Consider the following 16,575-nt stretch of genomic DNA (forward strand, 5'->3'; position numbering starts at 1 on the left):
TTCGCGCTCGACAAGGAGGCTGCCCATGTCCGCGTCCCTTACCCGACCGCGTGTGGGGGTGTGGCTGATCGGAGCACGAGGCTCCGTGGCCACCACCGTCGTCACGGGTTGCGCCGCCGTCACCGCGGGACTGCACCCACCCACCGGCATGGTGACCGAGACGTCACCGTTCACCGACAGCGGCCTGCCCGCGCTGTCCGACCTCGTCTTCGGCGGTCACGACACCGTCGACTGCCCCCTGCCCAAACGCGCCGAGACCCTCACCGCGGGCGGTGTGATCCCGCCCGGCGTCGCCACCGCCGTGAGCGCCGAACTCGCCGCCGCCGACCGTGAGATCAGGCCCGGCGGGCCCACCCCGGGGGACACCAGGAGCCAGACCGAACTGATCACGGCCTTCGCCGACGACATACGCGACTTCGTGCGCCGCAACGCACTGGAGCGGGCCGTGGTCGTCAACGTCGCCTCCACCGAACCCGCGTCCCAGGGGCCGGACGCCCCGCTCCCGGCCAGCACCCTGTACGCCCTGGCGGCGCTGCGGGCCGGCTGCCCCTACGTGAACTTCACCCCCTCCGAAGGCCTGCACCACCCCGTCGCCGCCCGGGAGGCGGAGCTCAGCGGGCTGCCCTACGCCGGCCGGGACGGCAAGACCGGCCAGACCCTCCTGCGGGCCGTGCTGGGCCCGATGTTCGCGCAGCGCGCGCTGACCGTACGGGCCTGGTCCGGGACCAACCTGCTCGGCGGCGGCGACGGCGCCGCCCTCGCCGACCCGGCCGCCGCGGCGGCGAAGAACGCGGGCAAGGAACGCGTCCTCGCCGACACCCTCGGCACCGTTCCCGAGGGCGAGGTGCACATCGACGACGTCCCGGCCCTCGGAGACTGGAAGACCGCCTGGGACCACATCGCCTTCGACGGATTCCTCGGCACCCGCATGGTCCTCCAGACCATCTGGCAGGGCTGCGACTCGGCCCTGGCGGCGCCGCTGGTCCTGGACCTGGCACGCCTGACCGCGCGCGCCCACCAGGTGGGCGTCTCCGGGCCGCTCGGCGAACTGGGCTTCTACTTCAAGGACCCGGTCGGGGAGGGGCCCGCGAGCCTGGGGGAGCAGTACGTGGCACTGGGCCGGCTGGGGCAGCGGCTGCGCGCCGCGGGGGCGGGCACGGCCGCGGACGCGTCCGCGCTCGCGGGAGCGGGGCCCGCCTGGCCCGAGGAGCGGACCCAGGACGACGGCGACGGTACCGAGGACGAGGGCAGCCAGGGGACGCGGGTATGAGCCGTAGCCGGGCCTGGGCCGAACTGCTGCGTCTGCCCGCCCTGTTCACCGTCCCCGGGGACGCCCTGAGCGGCGCGGCGGCCACCGGCGTCGCGCCCAACTCCCGGACCGTGCTCGCCATCGGCTCCTCCCTCTGCCTCTACGAGGCCGGCATGGCCCTCAACGACTGGGCCGACCGGGAGGAGGACGCCGCCGAACGACCCCACCGCCCGCTGCCCTCGGGCCGTATCCAGCCGTCCTCCGCCCTCGCCGCGGCCTGCGCCCTCACCGCCGCCGGACTGGCCCTCGCCGCCCGCGCGGGGCGCCCCGCCCTGACGGTCGCCGCACCCCTCGCGGCCACCGTCTGGGCCTACGACCTCGCCCTGAAACACACCCCCGCCGGCCCGGTGGCCATGGCCGCCGCCCGCGGCCTCGACCACCTCCTCGGTGCCGCCGCCACCAGCGGCCGCACCCGCGAGGCCCTGCCCTCCGCCGCCCTCCTCGGCACCCACACCCTCGCGGTCACCACGGTCTCCCGCCGGGAGACCCAGGGCGGTTCGTCCCTGCCACCCCTGGCCGCCCTCGCCGCGACGGCCCTCCTCACCCGCCTGGTGGCACGCGGCCGGGGCGCGGCCGGTGCCGGGACCGGCCCGCGCACGGCCGCGCACGACCGGCCCACCCTCACTCTCGACGGCGCGCTGCGCACCGCGCTGGCCGGCGCCTACGCCGCCACCGCGGGCCGCCCCTACACACACGCCGCCCTCAACCCCTCACCGCCCCTGACCCAACGGGCCGTCGGCGGCGGCATCCGCGCCACCATCCCCCTCCAGGCCGCGCTCGCCGCCCGTGCCGGGGCCGGCCTGACCGCCGTGGCCATCGCCGCGCTCGCCCCGATCGGACGCAGGTACGCGAGGAAAGTGAGCATCACATGAGCCACCGGCCCCACCCGGCGCAGCACCCCCGTGAACCGGCCCCGCCCCATGCCCCCCTGCGCTTCGGCTACGGCACCAACGGCCTCTCCGACCTCCGGCTCGACGACGCCCTCGCGCTGCTCGCCGACCTCGGCTACGACGGCGTCGGTCTCACCCTCGACCACATGCACCTCGACCCCCTCGCCCCGGACCTCCCGGCCCGCACCCGCCGGGTCGCGCGGCGCCTCGACGAGCTCGGTCTCGGCGTCACCGTGGAGACGGGCGCCCGCTACGTGCTCGACCCGCGCCGCAAGCACGGGCCCTCCCTCCTGGACCCGGAGCCCGACGACCGCGCCCGGCGCGTGGACCTGCTGCTGCGGGCCGTCCGGGTCGCCGCCGACCTGGGTGCCCACGCCGTGCACTGCTTCAGCGGCATCCTGCCGCCCGGCACCGACGAGGACACGGCGTGGAAACGCCTGGCCGACAGCCTGGCCCCGGTCCTGGACGCGGCGGCCGCCGCCGGCGTCCCGCTCGCCGTCGAACCCGAGCCCGGCCATCTGCTCGCCACCCTCGACGACTTCCACCGCCTGCGCCGCACCCTCGGCGACCCCGGCGTCCTGGGACTGACCCTCGACATCGGCCACTGCCAGTGCCTCGAACCCCTTCCGCCCGCCGACTGCGTACGGGCCGCCGGACCCTGGCTGCGGCACGTCCAGATCGAGGACATGCGCCGCGGTGTGCACGAGCATCTGCCGTTCGGGGAAGGGGAGATCGACTTCCCGCCGGTGCTCGCGGCCCTCGCCGCCACCGGCTACCAGGGCCTGACCGTCGTCGAGCTGCCCCGCCACTCGCACGCGGGCCCCCACCACGCCGGGCTCTCCCTCCCGTTCCTCCGTGCCGCCGCCCCACCACCCGACGGGCCGGTCCCACCCCCGACCCCGCCCGGCGCACCCCACGGCGGACCCTCCGCCCTCTCCGAAGGGAGCATCCCGTGAAGCACCCCGACGCCGCAGCGGCGACCCCGGCGGCGAGAACCGGCGACCCGGGCGGCGGCGAGGACGGCGGCCCCGGCTCGCTCGCCGCCCTGCGCGCCCACCTCGCCTCCCACCTCCCGGGAGCCGCCCGCGCCTGGCTCGACCAGGCACTCGCGGAGGCCGCAGCCCACCCCGGCACGCACGGGCCCATCTCCGTGTGGGAACTGCGCATCGCCGAGGCGGGCCGCCGGTGCGGGGACGAGCACGCCGACGCGGCCCGGGTGCTGGTCCTGCACGCCGCCGGCGCCGACCCGGAGTCGCTCGCCCGCGTCTACCGCCAGGGCACCGGCGCCGAACGCCGCGCCGTGCTGCACGCCCTGCCCCACCTGGTGGCCGGACCCGAAGGCCTCCCGCTGATCGAGGACGCCCTGCGCACCAACGACACCCGGCTCGTCGCCGCCGCCGTCGGCCCCTACGCCGCCCGGCACCTCGACGCGCACAACTGGCGCCACGCCGTGCTGAAGTGCCTGTTCACCGGCGTCTCCGTGGACAGCGTCGCCGATCTGGAACACCGCGCGAACGGGGACGCCGAACTCGCGCGCATGCTCGGCGACTACGCCACCGAACGCACGGCCGCGGGCCGTGCCGTACCCGAGGACCTGCACCGTGTCCTGGCCCTGACCGATCCCGCCGCCGCACCGCGGGGATCGGACACCCCCCACGCCAAGGAGTCCTGATGCGCATCTTCGACCCCCACATCCACATGACGTCCAGGACCACCGACGACTACGAGGCCATGCACGCCGCCGGTGTGCGCGCCGTCGTCGAGCCCGCCTTCTGGCTCGGGCAGCCCCGTACGTCGCCCGCGACGTTCCTCGACTACTTCGACTCCCTGCTCGGCTGGGAACCCTTCCGCGCCGCCCAGTACGGCATCGCCCACCACTGCACGATCGCCCTGAACCCCAAGGAGGCCAACGACCCGCGCTGCCTGCCCGTCCTCGACGAACTTCCCCGCTATCTCGTCAAGGACCAGGTGGTGGCCGTCGGAGAGATCGGCTACGACTCGATGACACCCGCCGAGGACACCGCGCTCGCCGCCCAGCTCCAGCTCGCCGCCGACCACGAGCTGCCCGCGCTCGTGCACACCCCCCACCGCGACAAGCTGGCCGGTCTGCGCCGCACCCTCGACCTGGTGCGGGAGTCCGCCCTGCCGACGGACCGCGTCCTGATCGACCACCTCAACGAGACCACCGTCAAGGAGGCCAAGGACGGCGGCTGCTGGCTGGGCTTCTCCGTCTATCCGGACACCAAGATGGACGAGGAGCGGATGGTGGCGATCCTGCGGGCCTACGGGACCGAGCAGGTGCTGGTGAACTCCGCCGCCGACTGGGGCCGCAGCGACCCGCTGAAGACCCGCAAGGTCGCCGACCTGATGCTCGCGGAGGGCTTCACCGAGGACGACGTCGACCAGGTGCTGTGGCGCAACCCCGTCGCCTTCTACGGCCTCAGCGGCCGGCTGAACCTCGACATCGCCACGACCGACGCCACCCACGAGGGCAACTCCATCCTGCGCGGCGGGGAGTGAGCCATGCGCTTCCGTCATCCGGACGGCTCCACGGTGCACCTCGCCTACTGCACCAACGTCCACCCCGCCGAGACCCTCGACGGCGTCCTCGCGCAACTGCGTGACCACTGCGAACCGGTCCGCCGCCGCCTCGGCCGCGACCGGCTCGGCATCGGCCTGTGGCTCGCCAAGGACGCTGCCCACGCGCTGGTCACCGACCCGTCCGCGCTGCGCACCCTGCGCACCGAACTCGACCGGCGCGGACTGGAGGTCGTCACCCTCAACGGCTTCCCCTACGAGGGCTTCGGCGCCGAAGAGGTCAAGTACCGCGTGTACAAGCCGGACTGGGCCGACCCCGAGCGCCTCGAACACACCACCGCCCTCGCCCGCGTCCTCGCCGGACTCCTCCCCGACGACGTCACCGAGGGCAGCATCTCCACCTTGCCGCTCGCCTGGCGCACCGCCCAGGACGCCCCGCGGGCCGACGCCGCCCACGCCGCCCTGCGCACCCTCGGCGAACGCCTCGACGCTCTCCAGGAACTGACCGGCCGCTCGCTGCGCGTCGGCCTGGAACCCGAGCCCGGCTGCGTCGTCGAGACCACCGGGGACGCCATCGCCCCGCTGACCGCGATCGCCCACGACCGCATCGGCATCTGCGTCGACACCTGCCACCTCGCCACCTCCTTCGAGGACCCGCACACCGCCCTCGACGCCCTGGTCCGCGCCGGTGTGCCGGTCGTCAAGTCGCAGCTCTCCGCGGCCCTGCACGCCGAGCACCCGTATCTCCCCGAGGTGCGCGAGGCACTCGCCGCCTTCGACGAGCCCCGCTTCCTGCACCAGACCCGCACCGCCACCGCCGCCGGTCTGCGCGGCACCGACGACCTCGGACCCGCCCTGGAGGACGCCGCCCTGCCCGACGCCTCGCCGTGGCGCGCCCACTTCCACGTCCCGCTGCACGCGGACCCCGCGGCGCCCCTGACCTCCACGCTCGCCGTGCTGAAGAGCGCGCTGGCCCGGCTCGTCGGCGGGGCCACCCCGCTCACCCACCACCTGGAGGTCGAGACCTACACGTGGCAGGCCCTCCCGCCGGAGCTGCGGCCCCGCGCCCGCACCCAGCTGACGGACGGCATCGCGGCCGAACTCACCCTCGCCCGTGACCTGCTGACGGACCTCGGCCTCAAGGAGCTGCCGTGAACGCCCCCGCCCCCGCGCGCCCCACCCCGCTCCTCGTGCTCGACGTCGTGGGCCTCACCCCCCGCCTCCTCGACCACATGCCGCACCTCAAGGCCCTCGCCGCATCCGGCGCCCACGTCCCGCTGGGCACGGTCCTGCCCGCCGTCACCTGCGCCGCCCAGTCCACCTTCCTGACCGGCACCATGCCCTCCGAGCACGGCATCGTCGGCAACGGCTGGTACTTCCGCGAACTGGGCGACGTCCTGCTGTGGCGCCAGCACAACGGTCTCGTCGCCGGCGACAAGCTCTGGGACGCGGCCCGCCGCGCGTACCCCGGCTACACGGTCGCCAACATCTGCTGGTGGTACGCCATGGGCGCCGACACCGACATCACCGTCACCCCCCGTCCGGTCTACTACGCCGACGGCCGCAAGGAACCCGACTGCTACACCCGCCCGCCGGAGCTCCACGACGAACTCACCGAGGAGCTGGGCACCTTCCCGCTCTTCCACTTCTGGGGACCCGGCGCGGACCTCGTCTCCAGCCGGTGGATCATCGACGCGACCCGGCACATCCTGCGCACCCGCCACCCCGACCTCGCCCTGTGCTACCTCCCCCATCTCGACTACGACCTCCAGCGCTTCGGTCCCGACGACCCGCGCTCCCTGAAGGCGGCCGCGGACCTGGACGCGGCCGTGGCCCCGCTGCTGGCCGACGCGCGCGCGGAGGGCCGTACCGTCGTCGTGCTCTCCGAGTACGGCATCACCAAGGTCAGCCGGCCGGTCGACATCAACCGGGCGCTGCGCCGCGCGGGCCTGCTGGAGGTGCACACGCAGGACGGCATGGAGTACCTGGACCCGATGGCGTCACGGGCCTTCGCCGTCGCCGACCACCAGATCGCCCATGTCTACGTGCGCCGCCCCGAGGACCTCGACGCGACCCGGGCCGCGCTCGACGGGCTGCCCGGCATCGAGCAACTCCTCGACGACGAGGGCAAGAAGGCCCACCATCTTGACCATCCGCGGGCCGGCGAACTGGTCGCCGTCGCGGAGCCGGACGCCTGGTTCACGTACTACTACTGGCTCGACGACGAGCGCGCGCCCGACTTCGCGCAACTCGTCGAGATCCACCGCAAACCCGGCTACGACCCGGTCGAGCTGTTCATGGATCCCCTCGACCCCTACGTCAAGGTCAAGGCGGCCACCGCGCTGGCCCGCAAGAAGCTCGGCATGCGCTACCGCATGGCGGTGGTGCCGCTGGATCCCTCACCTATTCGTGGCAGCCACGGCCGCCTTCCCGACAGCGACGACGACGGTCCGCTGCTCATCTGCTCCACCCCCCGTGCACTCGGTGACCGCGTGGCGGCCACCGAGGTGAAACAACTCCTGCTCCAGCTCGCCGGACTCGGCTGAGATCCGGCTACTGAGAGTGAATCACACGGCACTGACAACGGCCGGTCCCGGCGGCACCGGGCCGGCCACGACCGAGAAGGCAGGCCATTCGTGACCCTGTATTCCGACCCTTCCCGCACCGCAGCCGCCACCGACGCCCCCGACGAGGGACTGCGCCGCAGCCTCGGCGTGGACCGGCGCCGTTTCCTCAGCACCTGCACCGCCGTGGCGGCCGGAGCGGTCGCCGCCCCGGTCCTCGGCGCCGCCCCGGCCCTGGCCCAGGACCGCGGCAGAGACCACGGCCACGGGCACGGGCACGGCCACGGCCACGGCGGGGACGTGCTCGTCCCGGCGCACAAGCGCGGCATCATCCTCTACACGGTCCGTGACGCCACCGCCCGCGACCCGCTCGCCACCGACCTGCCCTCCGGGTTCCGCGAGGTGTTCAAGCAGCTGGCGCGGCACGGCTACCGGCAGGTGGAGTTCGCGGGCTACCGCCAGCACGCCAACGCGCCCGGCGGCGCCGACCTGGAAACCGTCGCGGGTGCCAGGCTGCTGCGCTCCTGGCTGGACGACTACGGTCTGCGCGCCCAGGGCAACCACGGCTTCATCCCGTCGTCCTGGCCGCTGACCACGGCGGACCTGGACACCTTCAAGAAGCACCTGGAGATCGCCAACATCATCGGCATGGACCACATGGGCACCGGCGGCGACCCCACCGGCAGTTCCTACCGTGCCGACTGGGACGTGGCCGCCGACAAGTGGAACGCCCTCGGCGAGATCGCCCGCCGTGAGGGCATCAAGCTCTACACCCACAACCACGACAGCGCGTACGGCTTCCTGCTCGACCGGGGCCCGCTGGACGACCAGGGCCGGCCGACCCGTAGCTCGGGCGTCCGGAAGCTGGAGTACTTCCTCAAGGTCACCGACCCGAGGGTGGTCTGGCTGGAGATGGACATCTTCTGGGCGCACGTGGCCCAGTACAAGTTCCACACCTACACCGCCGCCGACGGCTCCACCCGCAGGAACGTCTTCGACCCGGCGGGCCTCGTCGCCTGCCACAACAAGCGCTACCCGCTGTTCCACGCGAAGGACGGCGTCGTCAGCACGACCAACGGCATGGGGTACGACATGGTGCCCTTCGGCACCGGGGTCATCGACTACACGACGTTCTTCTCGCGGGTCGGGGACCGCAACTACCACAACCCGATGGTCGAGGACGACAACTCCCCGAGCGCCACGGACCCGGGGCAGTCGCTGCGTGAGGCCAAGATCAGCTACGACAACATGGCGGCCCTGCGCAAGCGGCGCCGCTGATCCACCACGCGAATCGGGCGGCCCTTCCCCCTGCTGGGGGAAGGGCCGCCCGGTCCGTTCGCGGTGCCTCGTGCGGCCGCGCGGGCCACGTGTCACGTCAGGCCGTCTCCTCGCCCAGAGGTTGCGGGTTGGGGGTGATGCGCTTGTCCTTGGGCCGTCCCGGCGGGCTGAGGAACAGCGCCACGAAGCCGGCGAAGAACGAGATGCAGCCGGCGAGGATGAAGGCGCCGTTCAGGCCCCAGGCCGACACGACGACGATGCCCATGCCGGAGCCGAGGCCGGAGACCAGCTTGGAGCTGTACACCATGCCGTAGTTGGTGGCGTTGTTGTTCTCTCCGAAGTAGTCCGCGGTCATCGCCGCGAACATCGGGAAGATGGCGCCGCCACCGAAGCCGGAGACCGCGGAGAAGAACAGGAACAGCGGCAGGTTCTGGATCTCCGCCGACCAGATGATGCCGAACTGGGCGAGGCCCAGGATGACACAGACGTACAGCAGGCACTGCTTGCGGCCGTACAGGTCGGAGAGCCAGCCGATGACGCCGCGCCCGGTGCCGTTGACGATGGCCTTGAGCGACATGGCGGTGGCCACGATCCCGGCGGCGAATCCGGCGTGCTCGCCGATCTCGACCTGGAAGGCGATGCCGAAGATGTTCACGCCCGAGGTGCAGGCGAGACAGAACCACATGAGCGCCACCCGGCCGGTCTTCCAGGCCTCACCGGGGCTGTACTGGTGGACGGCCGGCGGGTTCTTCTCCAGGGAACGGCGCGCACGGGGGTCGTCCGGCGGGTTCAGCGGGTCGATCGCGGCGGGCCACCAGTTCTTCGGCGGGTCCTGGAAGAAGAATCCGGCGACGGCGACGGTCAGCGCGAGGAAGCAGCCGACCGCGACCAGGATGACCTTGAAGTTGGAGATGTCCATCACGGTCGAGAAGAGGAAGACGAAGGGCACCGAGCCGTAGGCGAAGCCGCCGTTGACGAAGCCGGTCTTGCCGCCCTTGCGTTCCGGATACCACTTGCCGACCATGTTGACGCAGGTGGCGTACACCATGCCCGCGCCCATACCGCTGAACATACCGAAGCCGATGAAGGCGAGGATGACGTGCGGTGCGAAGGCCAGGGACAGATAGCCCATCAGCGTGCCCGTCGCGCCCAGCATCATGGCCCAGCGCGCGGGCAGCTTGCCGGTCTCACGCAGCCGTCCCGCCGGGAAGGCCACCGCGGCCTGGAAGAACACCCAGACGCTCAGCATCCAGAAGATGCTGCCCTCCGACCAGTGGTGGGCCTGGTGGATCGTCTCCTCGGCGGACGCGAACGCGTACTCCGCGGAGGAGATGCCCATCATGCCCACCCAGGGCAGGATCACCATCCACTTGCGCTTGCGCCCCATGATGTCGATGTCGGACTCGCCGACCCGGTAGACGCGTCCGTTCTTGTCGGTGACCTCACGGTAGGTCACCGATGTTGGCAGATCGGTCGTTGTCATGTTCTGTTGCACCCCTTGCGTTCGAAAGATCTGGCCAGCGCCCCCTGTCCAATGCCTTTCGTGCGCGCGCGGGTCCCGGGGCCGGCCGACGCGCACCGTCGGCCGGCTCCCCCCTGAGCTCACGTCATGAGCCGCCCCCCAACAGCCCCGCCGCCCGTGCCCAGCGGTACTTGGCGCCGAGCACGGCCACCGGCCTCTCCGTCGTGTAGGGGTAGGCCACGACCCCTCGCTCGTAGAGGTACTGGCACGCCTCCTCGACCTCGACGTCGCCCGCGAGCGACGCGACCACCGGCTTCTCGATCCCGCGCTCGCGGAACTCGGCCACCACACGCGCGGTGAGTTCGGCGAAGACCATGGGAGGGGTGACGATGGTGTGCCAGTAGCCGAGGACGAGCGCGTGGATGCGCGGGTCCTCCAGGCCGAGCCGGATGGTCGCCTCGTAGGTCGACGGCGGCTCGCCCCCGGTGATGTCCACCGGGTTGCCCGCGGCCCCGAACGGCGGGATGAACTTCCGGAACGCCTCGTCCAGGTCCGGCGGGATCTCCATCAGGGAGAGCCCGTTGTCGGTGACCGCGTCGGAGAGCAGGACACCGCTGCCGCCGGCCCCGGTGATGATCACGACGTTGTCGCCCTGGGGGGTCGGGAGCACCGGCAACGCGCGCGCGTACTCCAGCATGTCGTTCAGGCCGGGCGCCCGGATGACGCCCGCCTGCCGGAGGATGTCGTCGTACACCGCGTCGTCGCCGGCGAGGGCGCCGGTGTGCGAGCCCGCGGCCTTGGCGCCGGCCGCCGTACGACCCGCCTTCAGGACCACGACCGGCTTCTTCGGCACGGTCTCCCGCGCGGCCTCCACGAAGGCCCGGCCGTCCTTGAGGTCCTCCAGGTGCATGGCGATGCACTCGGTGTGCGGGTCCTCACCGAACCAGGTCAGCAGGTCGTCCTCGTCCAGGTCGGACTTGTTGCCGAGGCCCACGATCGCGGACACGCCGGTCTTCGTGGTGCGGGCGAAGCCGAGGATGGCCATGCCGATGCCGCCCGACTGCGAGGTCAGCGCGACGCCGCCCTTCACGTCGTACGGCGTGCAGAACGTGGCGCACAGGTCCTGCCAGGTGGAGTAGTAGCCGTAGATGTTCGGGCCGAGCAGCCGGGTGCCGTGCCGTTCGGCGATCTCCACGATCTCGTCCTGGAGTTCGTGCTCGCCGGTCTCCGCGAATCCGGAGGGGATGAGGACGGCGTTGGGTATGCCCTTGCGTCCCACCTCCTCCAGCGCCGCGGCCACGAACTTGGCGGGAATGGCGAACACGGCCACATCCACCTCACCGGGAACGTCCGTGACACTCTTGTACGCCTTGCGGCCCAGAATGTCATCGGCCTTGGGGTTCACCGGGTGGATCTCCCCGGAGAACCCGCCGTCGACGAGGTTGCGCATCACCGAATTGCCGATCTTGCCCTGCTCGTTGGAGGCACCGATCACGGCGACCGTGCGCGGCTGCATCAGCCGGCGCATGGAGGTGAGGATCTCCTCGCGCGAGTAGCGGCGGCGCTGCTTGGCCGGCGCCTCGGACAGGATCACCCGGATGTCCGCGGCCAGTGCGCCCTCCGGGGTGGCGATCACCGGGTTGAGGTCGACCTCGGCGATCTCCGGGAAGTCCGTGACGAGCTGGGACACCCGGCGGATCTGCTCGGCGACCGCCCAGCGGTCCACGGCCGCCGCGCCGCGCACCCCGCGCAGGATCTCCGCCGAGCGGATCGAGTCCAGCATGGACAGCGCCTCGTCGGCGTCCACCGGAGCGAGCCGGAAGGTGACGTCCTTGAGGACCTCGACCAGCACACCGCCGAGCCCGAAGGCCACGACCTTGCCGAACGTGGGATCGGTCACGGCGCCGACGATGACCTCCTGCCCCTTGGGCAGCAGCTCCTGCACCTGTACGCCTTCGATCCGGGCGTTCGCGTCGTACGCACGGGCGTTCTCGACGATCGAGTGGAACGCGGCCCGCACGTCGGCGGCGCCCTCGACGCCGACGATCACGCCGCCCGCGTCGGTCTTGTGCAGGATGTCCGGCGAGACGATCTTCATCACGACGGGACCGGCGAACCGCGCCGCGTGGGCCACGGCCTCGTCGACGTCCGTCGCCAGCTCCTCACCGGGTACGGCGATGCCGTACGCGTCCGCGAGCACCTTGCCCTCCGGGGCGGTCAGCGCCGTGCGCCCCTCGGCCCGGACGGTGTCGAGGAGTGCGCGCACCCTCAGCACCCGGTCTTCGGCCATCACGTCAGATCACTCCGTTCGACTTGAGCAGGCGCAGTTCCTCGTCACCGAGGCCGAGCTCGCCGACGTAGACCGCGGCGTTGTGCTCGCCCAGCAACGGCGAACTGGTCACGTCCACGGGGGAGTCGGACAGCTTCAGCGGGCTGCCGACGGTCATGAACTCGCCCCGCTCGGGGTGCGGCACCCGGACGACCATCTCGTTGGCCGCCAATGAGGCGTCCTCGATGATCTCCTTGGTGGAAAGGATCGGCCCGCACGGGATGTTGTGGGCGTTGAGCCGCTCCAGCACCTCCCACTTGGGCAGGGTCGAGGACCACTCCTCGATGAGCTGGAACATCTTGTTGAGCTTGGGCAGCCGCGCCTCGGGCGTCGACCACTCGGGGTCGTCGGCCAGCTCGGGCCGGCCGATGAGCTCACTCATCGGCTTCCAGCCGACGGGCTGCACGATGACGTACACGTAGTCGTTCGGGCCGCCCGGCGCGCACTTGACCGCCCAGCCGGGCTGGCCGCCGCCGGACGCGTTGCCCGAGCGGGGGACCTCGGTGCCGAAGTCCTCGTTGGGGTACTCGGCGAGCGCGCCGTGCGCCAGGCGCTGCTGGTCGCGCAGCTTCACCCGGCAGAGGTTGAGCACGGCGTGCTGCATGGCCACGTTGACCCGCTGCCCGCGTCCGGTGTGCTCGCGCTGGTACAGCGCCGCGAGGATGCCCGCGACGGCGTGCACACCCGTGCCCGAGTCCCCGATCTGGGCTCCGGTCGCCAGCGGCGGCCCGTCCTCGAAGCCGGTGGTCGACATCGAGCCGCCCATGGCCTGCGCGACGACCTCGTACGCCTTGAAGTTGGTGTACGGGCCTTCGCCGAACCCCTTGATGGAGGCGTAGACGATCCGGGGGTTGATCTCCTGGATGCGGTCCCAGGTGAAGCCCATGCGGTCGACGGCGCCCGGTCCGAAGTTCTCGACCATGACGTCGGAGCGCCGGATCAGCTCGGTCAGGAGCTCCTTGCCGCGTTCGGTCTTGGTGTTGAGGGTGATGCTCCGCTTGTTGCAGTTGAGCATCGTGAAGTAGAGGGAGTCGACGTCCGGGAGGTCACGCAACTGCTTGCGCGTGATGTCCCCGGACGGCGCCTCCAGCTTGACGACGTCCGCGCCGAGCCAGGCGAGCAGCTGCGTCGCGGAGGGCCCGGACTGGACATGGGTCATGTCCAGGACGCGGATGCCTTCGAGAGCCTTGGCGGTCACCGGATCACCTCACTTGTACATGGTCTGGTTCATGGTTCCGGGGGCGTACGCGTCCGGGTCGACCCAGACGTTGATCAGCGACGGCTTGCCCGACTCACGGGCGCGCCGCAGCGCGGGGCCGATGTCGGCGGGGTCACGGACCTCCTCGCCGTAACCGCCCAGCATCTGCGCGAACTTGTCGTAGTGGACGTCGCCGAGGGTGTTGCCGATCCGCTCGCGCTCCTTGCCGTACTTGGCGGCCTGGCCGTAGCGGATCTGGTTCATGGAGGAGTTGTTGCCGACGATGCCGACGAAGGGCAGGTCGTAGCGGACCAGCGTCTCGAAGTCCCAGCCGGTCAGGGAGAACGCGCCGTCACCGAAGAGGGCGACGACCTCCTTGTCGGGCCGGGCCTGCTTGGCCGCGAGCACGAACGGCACCCCGACGCCGAGCGTGCCGAGCGGACCGGGGTCCATCCAGTGGCCCGGCGACTTGGGCTGCACGACCTGACCGGAGAAGGTGACGATGTCGCCGCCGTCGCCGATGTAGATCGAGTCCTCGGTGAGGAAGTCGTTGATCTCGCTGACCAGCCGGTAGGGGTGGATCGGCGAGGCGTCGGAGCGCAGCTGCGGCAGCCGCTTCTCCAGCGCGCTCTGCTCGGCGGCGCGCAGTTCGTCGAGCCACTCCTTGCGCTTGGAGGCGCCTCCGTTGACGCGCCCGGAGGCCGCCTCGGTCACCGACTTCAGCACCAGCCCCGCGTCGCCGACGATGCCGAGGTCGATGTCGCGGTTCTTGCCGACGGTGCGGTAGTCGAGGTCGATCTGCACGACGGTCGCGCTCGCCGACAGCCGCTTGCCGTAGCCCATGCGGAAGTCGAAGGGCGTGCCGACAATGACGATGACGTCGGCGTTGGAGAACGCGTAGCGGCGCGACAGCTGGAAGTGGTGCGGGTCGCCGGGCGGGAGGGTGCCGCGGCCGGCGCCGTTCATGTACGCCGGGACGTTCAGCGCGCGGACCAGCTCGATGGCCGCCTCGGTGCCGCGGGTCGTCCACACCTGGCTGCCCAGCAGGATCGCGGGCTTCTCGGCGTGCACGAGCAGGTCGGCGAGCTTCTCGATGGCCTCGGGGTCGCCGGCCGAGCGGGTCGAGGCGCGGTAGGCCCCGGCCTTCGGCACGCGCGCCTTGTCGGCCGGCACCTTGGCGTCGAGGACGTCGCGCGGGATCTCCAGGAAGGAGGGGCCGGGCGCGCCGTGGTAGCACTCGCGGAACGCCATGGACACCATGTCCGCCGCGCGCGCCGTGTCCGGCACGGCCGCCGCGAACTTGGTGATCGGCGTCATCATGTCGACGTGTGGCAGGTCCTGAAGGGACCCCATCTTGTGCTGAGTGAGGGCGCCCTGGCCGCCGATGAGCAGCATCGGCGACTCGGCGCGGAAGGCGTTGGCGACGCCGGTGACCGCGTCGGTCGTGCCGGGGCCCGCGGTGACGACGGCGCAGCCGGGCTTGCCGGTGATCCGCGCGTAACCGTCGGCGGCGTGCGCGGCCACCTGTTCGTGACGGACGTCGACGACTTCGATGCCCTCGTCGACGCAGCCGTCGTAGATGTCGATGATGTGGCCGCCGCAGAGGGTGTAGATGCGTTCTACCCCCTCGGCCTTCAAGGCCTTGGCGACGAGGTGACCGCCGGAAATGACGTCCTGGGTGTCGTCGGGCATGGCGAAGTCCTGTCCCTTCGTAGGGGGTTGGAACGCTCTCGCGGTACATTGCATACAGTCGACGAATACTGTATGAAGCTTGTTATCCCGCATCCGGTGGGTGGTGTCCAGGGGGCGTGCGGCAGTTTTCGAGGGGCTCGGGTTTCGCCCACGCAAGACTCAGTAGTCAGGAGCCGAGATGGACCTGTACGAACACCAGGCAAGGGAACTCTTCGAGGAACACGGCATCTTGGTGCCGCGGGCCGAGGTCACGGACTCGCCCAAGGAGGCGCGGGAGATCGCCCGCAGGCTCGGCGGACGTGTCGTCGTCAAGGCACAGGTCAAGACGGGCGGTCGCGGCAAGGCGGGCGGAGTGAAGCTCGCCGCCGACCCGGCCGCCGCCGAACTGACGGCACGCCAGATCCTCGGCATGGACATCAAGGGCCACACGGTCGGCAAGGTCATGCTGGCCCAGCCCGTCGACATAGAGACCGAGTTCTACGTCTCCTACGTCCTCGACCGCGCCGCGGGCCGCTTCCTCGCGATCGCCTCCGCCGAGGGCGGCATGGACATCGAGGAGGTGGCCGCGACCCGGCCCGACGCCGTGGCACGCATCCCGATCGACCCGGCCGAGGGCGTCACCTCCGCCAAGGCGGGCCGGATCGCCGAGGCGGCCGGACTGCCGCCGCAGACCGTCGACGTGCTCGTCCGGCTCTGGGAGGTGCTGGTCCGCGAGGACGCCCTGCTGGTCGAGGTGAACCCGCTGGTCCGCACCGCCCAGGGGCAGATCCTCGCCCTCGACGGCAAGGTCACGCTGGACGACAACGCCCGCTTCCGGCAGGCCCGCTGGGGCGCCGAGGCAGCGGAGCACGACGACCCGCTGGAGGCGGTGGCCGCCGAACGCGGCCTGAACTACGTCAAGCTGGACGGCGAGGTGGGGATCATCGGCAACGGCGCCGGACTCGTCATGTCGACGCTCGACGTCGTCGCCGGCTGCGGCGCGCGCCCCGCCAACTTCCTCGACATCGGCGGCGGGGCCTCCGCCCAGATCATGGCCGACGGTCTGTCCGTCATCCTCTCCGACCCCGCCGTGAAGTCGGTCTTCGTCAACGTCTTCGGTGGCATCACCGCGTGCGACGCGGTGGCCGACGGCATCGTGCAGGCGCTGGACACCGTCCGGCTGACCAAACCGCTGGTCGTCCGGCTCGACGGCAACAACGCCGTACGCGGCCGGGCGATCCTCGACGAACGCGCGCACCCGCTCATCCAGCAGGCCACCACCATGGACGGCGCCGCCCGCGCGGCGGCCCAACTCGCCAACGCCACTTAAGGAGCC

At 71.7% G+C, this 16,575-nt stretch carries 13 protein-coding genes; 9 read left to right on the forward strand and 4 right to left on the reverse strand.

What is annotated here, in order from left to right:
* Positions 1–25: 25 nt before the first annotated feature.
* The 8 genes from ACZ7LV_RS13450 to ACZ7LV_RS13485 all read left to right on the forward strand — a co-directional run bounded on the left by ACZ7LV_RS13450 (position 26) and on the right by ACZ7LV_RS13485 (position 8,579).
* Positions 26–1,270 (forward strand): inositol-3-phosphate synthase, encoded by a 1,245-nt coding sequence (locus ACZ7LV_RS13450; protein WP_471938871.1) that lies wholly within the window; start codon positions 26–28, stop codon positions 1,268–1,270.
* Entirely contained in the window at positions 1,267–2,181 is a 915-nt protein-coding gene (locus tag ACZ7LV_RS13455) for an SCO3242 family prenyltransferase (protein WP_471938873.1), read from the forward strand. The genes ACZ7LV_RS13450 and ACZ7LV_RS13455 overlap by 4 nt, the downstream gene beginning before the upstream one ends.
* The gene (locus tag ACZ7LV_RS13460; RefSeq protein WP_471938875.1) at positions 2,178–3,155 is read left to right on the forward strand and encodes a sugar phosphate isomerase/epimerase family protein; all 978 of its coding nucleotides are present in this window, start codon (positions 2,178–2,180) and stop codon (positions 3,153–3,155) included. The genes ACZ7LV_RS13455 and ACZ7LV_RS13460 overlap by 4 nt, the downstream gene beginning before the upstream one ends.
* Positions 3,152–3,871, forward strand: a complete 720-nt coding sequence (locus ACZ7LV_RS13465) for an EboA domain-containing protein (RefSeq protein ID WP_471938876.1) — start codon at positions 3,152–3,154, stop codon at positions 3,869–3,871. The genes ACZ7LV_RS13460 and ACZ7LV_RS13465 overlap by 4 nt, the downstream gene beginning before the upstream one ends.
* Positions 3,871–4,719: a TatD family hydrolase gene (locus tag ACZ7LV_RS13470; protein ID WP_471938877.1), complete on the forward strand. Its 849-nt coding sequence runs from the start codon at positions 3,871–3,873 to the stop codon at positions 4,717–4,719. Before ACZ7LV_RS13465 ends, ACZ7LV_RS13470 begins: the two co-directional genes overlap by 1 nt.
* A gap of 3 nt (positions 4,720–4,722) precedes the next feature.
* The gene (eboE, locus tag ACZ7LV_RS13475; protein ID WP_471938878.1) at positions 4,723–5,892 is read left to right on the forward strand and encodes a metabolite traffic protein EboE; all 1,170 of its coding nucleotides are present in this window, start codon (positions 4,723–4,725) and stop codon (positions 5,890–5,892) included.
* Entirely contained in the window at positions 5,889–7,283 is a 1,395-nt protein-coding gene (locus ACZ7LV_RS13480) for a nucleotide pyrophosphatase/phosphodiesterase family protein (RefSeq protein ID WP_471938879.1), read from the forward strand. Before eboE ends, ACZ7LV_RS13480 begins: the two co-directional genes overlap by 4 nt.
* A gap of 90 nt (positions 7,284–7,373) precedes the next feature.
* The gene (locus tag ACZ7LV_RS13485; RefSeq protein ID WP_471938881.1) at positions 7,374–8,579 is read left to right on the forward strand and encodes a sugar phosphate isomerase/epimerase family protein; all 1,206 of its coding nucleotides are present in this window, start codon (positions 7,374–7,376) and stop codon (positions 8,577–8,579) included.
* Between the two features lie 97 nt (positions 8,580–8,676).
* Here the strand turns inward: ACZ7LV_RS13485 and ACZ7LV_RS13490 are convergent, their stop codons facing one another.
* From ACZ7LV_RS13490 to ACZ7LV_RS13505, 4 genes are all read right to left on the reverse strand, one after another.
* Positions 8,677–10,062, reverse strand: coding sequence for an OFA family MFS transporter (locus ACZ7LV_RS13490; protein ID WP_471938884.1), 1,386 nt, complete (start codon positions 10,060–10,062; stop codon positions 8,677–8,679).
* 124 nt (positions 10,063–10,186) lie between these two features.
* Complete coding sequence (locus ACZ7LV_RS13495; RefSeq protein WP_471938886.1) at positions 10,187–12,331, reverse strand: acetate--CoA ligase family protein; 2,145 nt, start codon at positions 12,329–12,331, stop codon at positions 10,187–10,189.
* 4 nt (positions 12,332–12,335) lie between these two features.
* Positions 12,336–13,568: a formyl-CoA transferase gene (frc, locus tag ACZ7LV_RS13500; protein WP_471938888.1), complete on the reverse strand. Its 1,233-nt coding sequence runs from the start codon at positions 13,566–13,568 to the stop codon at positions 12,336–12,338.
* Positions 13,569–13,577: 9 nt separating this feature from the next.
* The gene (locus ACZ7LV_RS13505) at positions 13,578–15,260 is read right to left on the reverse strand and encodes a thiamine pyrophosphate-binding protein (RefSeq protein WP_471938891.1); all 1,683 of its coding nucleotides are present in this window, start codon (positions 15,258–15,260) and stop codon (positions 13,578–13,580) included.
* A 178-nt stretch (positions 15,261–15,438) separates the two neighbouring features.
* Here ACZ7LV_RS13505 and sucC point away from each other — a divergent pair, with 178 nt between their 5' ends.
* Positions 15,439–16,569, forward strand: coding sequence for an ADP-forming succinate--CoA ligase subunit beta (gene sucC / locus ACZ7LV_RS13510; protein WP_471938894.1), 1,131 nt, complete (start codon positions 15,439–15,441; stop codon positions 16,567–16,569).
* The last annotated feature ends 6 nt before the right edge of the window (positions 16,570–16,575 follow it).

This window comes from Streptomyces sp. NPDC107562 (genome assembly GCF_055657325.1).

Bases quoted from the DNA above. Each gene is read 5' to 3' on its own strand.
- ACZ7LV_RS13450 (WP_471938871.1), top strand. From the start codon at position 26: ATGTCCGCGTCCCTTACCCGACCGCGTGTGGGGGTGTGGCTGATCGGA.
- ACZ7LV_RS13455 (WP_471938873.1), top strand. From the start codon at position 1,267: ATGAGCCGTAGCCGGGCCTGGGCCGAACTGCTGCGTCTGCCCGCCCTG.
- ACZ7LV_RS13460 (WP_471938875.1), top strand. From the start codon at position 2,178: ATGAGCCACCGGCCCCACCCGGCGCAGCACCCCCGTGAACCGGCCCCG.
- ACZ7LV_RS13470 (WP_471938877.1), top strand. From the start codon at position 3,871: ATGCGCATCTTCGACCCCCACATCCACATGACGTCCAGGACCACCGAC.
- eboE (WP_471938878.1), top strand. From the start codon at position 4,723: ATGCGCTTCCGTCATCCGGACGGCTCCACGGTGCACCTCGCCTACTGC.
- ACZ7LV_RS13490 (WP_471938884.1), bottom strand. From the start codon at position 10,062: ATGACAACGACCGATCTGCCAACATCGGTGACCTACCGTGAGGTCACC.
- ACZ7LV_RS13495 (WP_471938886.1), bottom strand. From the start codon at position 12,331: ATGGCCGAAGACCGGGTGCTGAGGGTGCGCGCACTCCTCGACACCGTC.
- ACZ7LV_RS13505 (WP_471938891.1), bottom strand. From the start codon at position 15,260: ATGCCCGACGACACCCAGGACGTCATTTCCGGCGGTCACCTCGTCGCC.
- sucC (WP_471938894.1), top strand. From the start codon at position 15,439: ATGGACCTGTACGAACACCAGGCAAGGGAACTCTTCGAGGAACACGGC.